This window comes from Paracraurococcus lichenis (assembly GCF_030657435.1).
GTDB lineage: Bacteria > Pseudomonadota > Alphaproteobacteria > Acetobacterales > Acetobacteraceae > Paracraurococcus > Paracraurococcus lichenis.
This window is the reverse complement of the sequence record NZ_JAUTWS010000148.1, coordinates 1-7,473: the sequence shown is the minus strand read 5'-3', so window position 1 is coordinate 7,473 and position 7,473 is coordinate 1. Positions and strand designations below refer to the sequence as shown.

The 7,473-nt window shown below is 65.4% G+C and carries 5 protein-coding genes; 3 read left to right on the top strand and 2 right to left on the bottom strand.

Annotation, left to right across the window (positions count from 1 at the left end; genetic code table 11):
- Nucleotides 1-104: 104 nt before the first annotated feature.
- The gene (locus Q7A36_RS37210; protein WP_305108847.1) at nucleotides 105-3,044 is read right to left on the bottom strand and encodes a DUF4214 domain-containing protein; all 2,940 of its coding nucleotides are present in this window, start codon (nucleotides 3,042-3,044) and stop codon (nucleotides 105-107) included.
- Between the two features lie 306 nt (nucleotides 3,045-3,350).
- Here Q7A36_RS37210 and Q7A36_RS37205 point away from each other — a divergent pair, with 306 nt between their 5' ends.
- Together Q7A36_RS37205 and Q7A36_RS37200 are read left to right on the top strand one after the other, a co-directional pair.
- On the top strand, nucleotides 3,351-3,668 hold the full coding sequence (locus tag Q7A36_RS37205) for a helix-turn-helix domain-containing protein (RefSeq protein WP_305108846.1): 318 nt from the start codon (nucleotides 3,351-3,353) through the stop codon (nucleotides 3,666-3,668).
- Between the two features lie 8 nt (nucleotides 3,669-3,676).
- Entirely contained in the window at nucleotides 3,677-5,476 is a 1,800-nt protein-coding gene (locus Q7A36_RS37200; RefSeq protein ID WP_305108845.1) for a hypothetical protein, read from the top strand.
- Nucleotides 5,477-5,920: 444 nt separating this feature from the next.
- On the opposite strand, the gene Q7A36_RS37195 is transcribed toward Q7A36_RS37200, so the two are convergent.
- The gene (locus Q7A36_RS37195; protein WP_305108844.1) at nucleotides 5,921-6,277 is read right to left on the bottom strand and encodes a hypothetical protein; all 357 of its coding nucleotides are present in this window, start codon (nucleotides 6,275-6,277) and stop codon (nucleotides 5,921-5,923) included.
- A gap of 157 nt (nucleotides 6,278-6,434) precedes the next feature.
- Between Q7A36_RS37195 and Q7A36_RS37190 the strand changes: the two genes are divergently transcribed.
- Nucleotides 6,435-7,473, top strand: a 1,039-nt coding sequence (locus Q7A36_RS37190; RefSeq protein ID WP_305108843.1) for a winged helix-turn-helix domain-containing protein, incomplete at its 3' end; no start/stop codon positions are given.

The following is a 7,473-nucleotide window of genomic DNA, read 5'->3' as shown; positions in this document are numbered from 1 at the left end:
CCATGGCTGGAAAAGCAAAGAGCCGGTCCTTCTGGACCGGCTCCCGCCTATTCTAATCTGCCCTGAGGCAGGGCCACCAAGGTGACCCTGCTTTGGGCAGGTTCTTAAGCAATCGTGAGCAGTTCGCTCGTGATAGCCGAGCTGCTCAGATCGATCAGACCACTCATCTTGATCAGCGCATCCGTAGCGGAAACAAAAGTCGCACCTGCGCTGTTATCAACAACGGCGTAGGTATCCCCGCCGAACTGGAACCACTTGAACACCGCATTGGTACCACCGTCGCCAGCGGCAGCAGTGTCAAGGTACTGGTCCAGCGTCGCCGCCGCACCGAGGGTCACCTTCGCCGCAGCCACGTTAGCTGCGGTTACGTTAGCCAAAGTGCCAGTGGTGATGCCCGTGAAGTCAAGAATGTCCGTCTTCGACGCGTCAGTGATCGTCAGGAAGGCCGTTTTGGTGCCCACACCGGTGAGAGCAAACGTATCCGCTCCAGCACCGCCGGTGAAGGAATCCGCTCCGCCGGTGTAAGTCAGCTTATCCGCACCGGCTCCACCGAAGATAGAGTCGTTGGTAGCGCTGCCACCGGTCAGGTCGTCGTTGCCCGAGCCACCCTTGATCGTGACCGTATCACCGATGGTCGTATCAGCAGACACGAAGGTCACCTTCAGCGCCGCCGCGTCAGACGCCGCACCGGTCACACCGCTCGCGTCGAAGTTAGTGATCTTGACGTTGCCGGTGTTAGTCACGTTCAGACCGGCGTTGCCCGAAACCGTCACCGACGTGGCGCTTGTGGCTGCCAGCGTCAGCGTGTTGGTGTGAGCAGTGGTGTCAGTGTCGGTATTCGTGATGTTGACAGTCTCGATGCCCGCCAAAGTCACCGTACCACCGGTGAGGGCAGCGGCCGACTTCAGAGTGAGACCAAACACATCATTGGTGCCGGTGGCATTCGCCAGGGTCACCGTCGTGTTCTGCCCAGGGCTGGCCAGCATGGTCAGACCCACGCCACTCGCCACGTTGGTGAAGGTCGCGGCACCAGCGAGGGCGCCGACTTCCAGCCCCGTGAACCCATTGGCATTGTGAGAGCCCTGAGCCGCCGCGCCAGCAACGCGCAGGACTTCGAAGCCACTGAAAGAGGGATCCGAACTAAACGCGGAACCGTTGGTGTTGGCTACGAGCGTGTCAGTGCCCGTGCCGCCGGCCAGCGAACCGCCGGCACCCAGGGTCGCAGAGGACACAATGACGACGTCGTCGCCAGCGCCCATATCGATCGCCTTGGTGGTGGCACCAATGGAGATCGTGTCTGCACCCGCACCACCCTTGAACAGTACGTCGGTGGCCAGCGCCGTGCCGAGCGAGACGCCGGCCGTGTTGGTCACAGCAATGTTCTTCGCTGCGGCAAAGGTATCAGCCGTGAGGGTGAGCTTGGCGTCGCCAGAGACGTTCAGCGCGGTCACGCCGCTACCAATGACGTCAGCAATGGTAGACGCAGTCGACGAGGAGTCGAGATTGAGCGTCTTGTAAACGGAACTGAGAGTAATCGCTCCGCCAGTCAAACCCTTAACGTTCATCGCCAGGGTATCAACAACCGGGGTGGTCAGCGCACCAGCCGTCACGCCAAGCGTACCGCCCGTACCGGACAGATTCAGCGTCTTCAGCGCGCCCGAGTTGATCGTCGAGTTATCGTAACTGTCGAGCGAGACGGTGGTGATGACGCCGGCCTTGGTATTGCTGGCGGCATTCACGTCGGTGATGCTGACGACACCATTCACCTTGCCAACGACCGTGGCAGAAGCAGCCGCAGCCTTTTCCTGGCCGACGGTCACCGAGGTGGTGTTCGCATCACCGGTGACGGTCACCGCGGCCTGGGTCACAGTCGTATTGACCGCGTTAGATGTGGCGGTCTTCACAGTGATCGAGGTACCACCGGTAACCGCAATCGCACCTTGCGTACCGGACGACGCAGTGGAGTTAACAGTCACAGTACCGGCCGCCGCCGTTGTAGCGCCGATGGTAGTGGTGCCGGTCGTGACGCCAGTGGCGGTCACAGAGACATTCTTGCCGCCGTCGATAGCCACGTTGGTCGCGGCCTGCAGAGCAGCAGAGGCGCTCACATTCTGGGTAGCAGCGGCAGTGATGGTCTGGGCTGCACCCGAAGTGTGGGTCGACAGAGTCGTCGTGTCAGCGAAACCCGTGGTGGTGTTCAGCGTGATCGCGCCGCCCGAGGTGAGGTCAACATTCTCGACGCTGGTAGCCTTGAAGCCCACTGGAACAGCCGTAATCGCCGCGTTCTGGATGATCTTAAGGGTGTCGTTTCCACCACCACCGTTCAGCGTGTCGCCCACGGTCCAGGTTGCGTTGCCGGCATTATCGCCAGCGATAAAGACATCGTCGCCAGCCGTACCGGTCAGGTTGTCCGCACTAGTAGTGAGCGTGAAGGTCTGCCCCGAGGGAGCATTATCAAGCCCGAGGGCACCGGAGAACTGCGCGGTACCCGCGGCCACTTTGGTCAGGAAGTCGTTGATCCCGGCGCCCGTCTTGGTCTGGAACTCCGGCGACATAGAGAAGCCCATCAGGGCCTTCATCGGCGTGAAGCCGTTCTTCGCGTCCATATAGAAGGACAGACCGGCGGCGTCCGGGGCGCGTCCGAGCACGTTCAGGTACAGCGCCGTGACGAAGGCGGTGGTGATGCCGCTGCTGCCGTACTTGCCGACGAATTCCGGCGACTCGCTGAACTGCTGGGTGATGCGGGCCAGGACCGTGTTGTAGGTGCCGGCGGTGTCCGCGGCGCGGAGCTGGCTGGCGTAGAAGTTGATCGCGCTCGTGGACTCGGGCACGCGGTTGAAGGCGGCTTGGTACAGCCGCACCACGGGCGCCACGTAATTTTGCATCTCGTTCGAGACGAGCAGCGAGTTCGCGAACTGCGAAACGTTTACCGCCCCGGAGTCGAGAACGCTGGCCCAAGACGACGACTCGGCCGTCGTCGGGTCGCGGTAGAGAATGCTCTGATAATAGGTCTTGACGGTCGGCATCTGGTCTGCGGCGGACATGAATTCCTAGCCCCTTGCATGGGTAATGATCACGGCGCGAAAGGGCGGGGCCGGAACTCGTGGCAGCCTCGCAATCTCGCACTGCGATTGTTTGTCGGCATAAACTCAACTTAGAGTACAGTAAAGCTCTAATCCGTCGTGCGCGGCATGGAATTTTGATGCGCCTTGAGTGATGCAATTTCGCAACACCGGAGCGAACCATGGCAGGGCGGCGCGGCGGAATTCGCTTTCATCGGGCGCCGGTCGGCATTAGAAATCTCCTTGTAGTAGAAACACGCTGTTAGGTGACACCACCTAGAGGATCCTATGTATCTCCATCAGCAGCGCCGGCAGGACACGGAAACGCAGGAACTCCGCCGTGCCGCAGGTCGCTGGCTGCGCGGCCTGCGAGAGGCACGCGGCCTCTCGCAGCGCGAGCTGGCCGAGATGGTAGGCACCGAATACTACTCATTCATTTCCCAGCTCGAGACGGGGCGGGGCCGCATCCCGCCGGACCGCTACCGTGTCTGGGCGGAGGCGCTCGGCGTGCCGGCCACGGCCTTCGTGCGGGAGCTGATGAGCTATTACGACCCCGTCACGCACGCCATCCTCTTCCCGGACCCGAGCTCCCCCACCGCTGCCTGAGGCCCGGCATGCTGGCGAAAATCCTCGCATTCCGGCGAGAGCCGGCCCCGCCCGCCGATCGCAACTGGACCGAGCAGGACCGGGCCGAATTCTTTCGCGTCATCGACAGCCTCGGGCGGTCCGGCATCCCACTCGAGCTGGAGACGGGCCTCACTGACGAGGACGAGCCCTGGGCCGTGTTCTGCGCACCGGAGTCCGGCGACCCCGTCGTGCACATCGCCCGGCTCGATGGTCGTTACGTCCTTATCACAGGCATCCTGCCCGGCGCGCTCGAGGGGCACGACCTCCATGCGCTGGTGCGCCAGGCGCTCGACCGCCTGCCGGCGGTGGTGCTGCCGCAGAGCTCCGGCCGGGGCCATGGTACCGGCTTCATGCTGCATCCGGCGGCCCTGCTGCTGGTCCTGGTGGCGACCTGCTGGTACCAAACCGTGCAGGCCGCCGAGCCGGGGGCCGAGGTCTGGCAGGCGGCGGAGCACATGACCGATGCCGCGGCGCTGCCCAACGCGCCCCCGGCGATGGACGCCGCGGGCCCGGCGGTGGACGGCGGCACCGCGGATGCCGGACCGGACATGTCGCTGCAGCGCTTCCAGCAGATCCTTAGCATCGCAGTCGCCTTCGTCTCGCTGCAGGGCGATGTGGGCGACCTGATGGCGCCTCCAGCCCCGCTGCCGGTGGCACTGGCGGAGGCGCCGGCCCAGCGGGCCGAGGTGCCGGCGCAGACGGCCGGGGAGCAGGCCGAGATGACGGACAGCGCGCCGGTGCCGATCCCGACCGACCACGCGCTCGATGACCGGACGGCGCTGGCGCAGGACGGCCTGGCGCCGGCCGAACCCCACCTCCCGCCCACGCCCACGATCGATGACCTGGTGATCGTCGCCGACCTCCTGCCGGCACGGCCGGAGGCGGCATCAGCCATGCCGGCCGGCGGCAATGCCGCCCTCATGCCTATTCACTGGCTGGACAACGGCTGGGCGGCAGATTGGGTGCTCCCGCCCCAGGCCGGGCAAGCTCTGAACACGCTCGACATCCTGCGCCAGGTCGCCGTCCACACCGATGCGGCGGCGCAGCCCGCGGGCGGTACGCCGGCCGCCACGCCGCACGCCAGTGGCGTCGAGGCAAACGCTTCGCCCGCAGCCGTGCACTACATCGACGCCGTCGCCGCCTGGTCGCTCATCCAGCCGGCCAAGCAAGCCTTCGCCGTCAGCGACCTGTCGCCGGAACTCAGCCAGAAATTCGCGGCGCTGATCGCCGTCGATGCGCCGCTGGGCAAGATCATCGCCGTACCGACGGAGATGGCCGCTGCCCTCCCCACCACGGCGCATGCCGCGGAGACGGCGGCAGCCCTTCCAGTCACCGCGGATGCGGCGGACACCCCGGCTCCCGTGGTCGTCTCCACGGCGCCGCCGGCCGCGTCGCCGCCGCAGGCCGCGACGACGGCGGCGCCGCAACCCACCTCGAAATCCGCCGACGTCGCCCCGGCGCATCCGCCGGCCTCCGCCGATACCGACCTGTCGCATAAGCCCGCGGTCCTGCCTTCGACCGTCACGCTGCTAACGGATGCGGGCACCACGGCGGCCCGGTCCCAGCAGGTCTCCTTCGAGGACGCGCTGGCGCAACTGCAGCATTTCACCGCCAGCACCCAGGGTTACGTGACCATCGCGGCGAACAAATCGCTCGTCGTCATCGACCAAGCGGTGCTCTCCAACACCGAACTGCCACATGCATACAGTAGCGTGCAGTTGCCCGACGGAAGCGAGATTGCCTGGGTTTATCCGGTGGGTGTCTCGCCCGGGTCCTGGCACATCTAGGCTGCATGACGGCCCTCGTCGGATAGGCGCCGGGCACGTGTGGTATGACCCGGGTCTTCAGCGTGACGACACGCATGGCGCGCGTGATCGGGCGTAGGCGGAGGGCGTCGAACCGGGCCACGCGCCAGGCTGAGCGCTTCGCAGAGACCGCAGCAGCGGCGGCCTGTCCTGCGGATCACCCAAAGCCGGGCGGCGGCCCAACCGCCGCAGCACCCCATGCTGCGAGACTGCAATGTCAGAAGCGACGCTGCGGCCAAGCAGCAGCTGGAGCATGGCCGCTGCTGCGGAAGACGCGGCCAGACTGGGGTGCGGCCCGCTATCCCTCCTCGCCCTCAAGGGCGGGGTCTCTCGCGGAGACTCTGATGACCGACAACGGGATGGCTCTTCGGCCACCCAGCCGCCGGCCGACCACCACATTCGGTCCCGCTCTTCCGCGTCGGATCCTCAGACCTCTTCGTGCGCCAGTTCTATCTCAGTCCAGAACAGGGCCTGCAATGCCTCTTGGGCCGTACCAAAGCTGCCAAGGGTGCCGATGCCGCTTTCCTCCAGCACGATGATCCGGTCCCTGACCCTCGCAACGAACCAAGTGGACATGTGCATCGGATCATTGATGCGAACGAGCAGGCGCGTCGTTGTGCCCTGCACCTGCGACTGCTCCACGGTCCAACCCGTATGCTGATCGGCAAATGCGAGGGCGGCCGAGTAGTCATCCAGGGTCGTGTCCTCGAATTTCCCATACAAACTCGATATTCCGTCATTCATCGCACGGCTCGCCTCGGCTCTCGCGTCCAGTACACGCACGCGCCGCCTTGCGAGAGCCGGCAGGTGCCTCAACCTTAGGCATTGCCGATTCTATGGAGGCAACAACGTGTAGTGCGGCCGGTTCTTATTGATCCGGTTTGGGTGCACTTGAGGGCAAGTTGGATTGGCCCAGATCAGCGCCATGAGGCACGTGGACATGCGCAAGCTGTCGGCGGCAGCGCAACAAGAACGCCGCCGTCAGGTGATCGGCCTGCGTCAGGCTGGCATGACCTATGAGGCGATCGCCGGCCGGGTTGGCCTGAGCGCGACCGGGGTTCTCAATATCTGCCATCGCTATGCCGAGCGGGGTGCGGCCGGACTGAAGAGTGGGCCGCGTGAGCCTGAGCCGGGGTACGGCCGCTTCCTCTCTGCCGCGCAGGAGGCGGACACGCAGAGGCTGATCCGGCGCCACACGCCCGACGAGCTGGACCTACCCTTTGCGCTCTGGAGCCGGGCGGCGGTGCGCGAGCTGATCCGGCAGCGCTTCGGGGTGCGGCTGGCGGTCCGCACCGTGGGCACCTACCTGGCGCGCTGGGGCTTCACCGCCCAGAAGCCACTGCGGCGCGCCTACGAGCAGGACCCGGCGGTGGGGTTGCTTCCGAAGATCCGGCCGCACGGCGCCATCGTCTATGACCAGCGCATCTTGTCGTGGAAAGGCCCGGATCGCGTTTCGATCCTGACCCTCGGCGGCCGGGAAGTAATGCCGTGGGTGGCCGGCGCCTACCAGCAGGCTCGGCTCGCCTTCCCGCGCGGGCAGGCCGATTTGGTCTACCGAGACGGCCAGTTCTTCCTGTTCGTGACGGTGGATGTGGGCGACGTGCCGCCGGGCGACCCCGAGGGCTTCCTCGGCGTGGACCTCGGCCGCAAGAACATCGCGGTGGACAGCGACGGCGATGGCTTCAGCGGCGCCCACATTGCCAACCTGCGTAACCGGCATGCCCGGCTGCGGACCAAACTTCAGAAGAAAGGGACGCAATCGGCCAAGCGCCTGCTGCGGCAGCGCCGGGCCAAGGAGCGGCGCTTCGCCGCCGACGTGAACCACCGGATCAGCAAGGCACTGGTGCGCAAGGCCAAGGACACCGGGCGCGGAATCGCCTTTGAAGACCTCAAGGGCATCCGCGAACGGACAACGGTGAGGAAGGCTGAGCGGAGGGCGCACCATAGCTGGGCATTCGCGCAGTTGCGCAGCTTCGTCG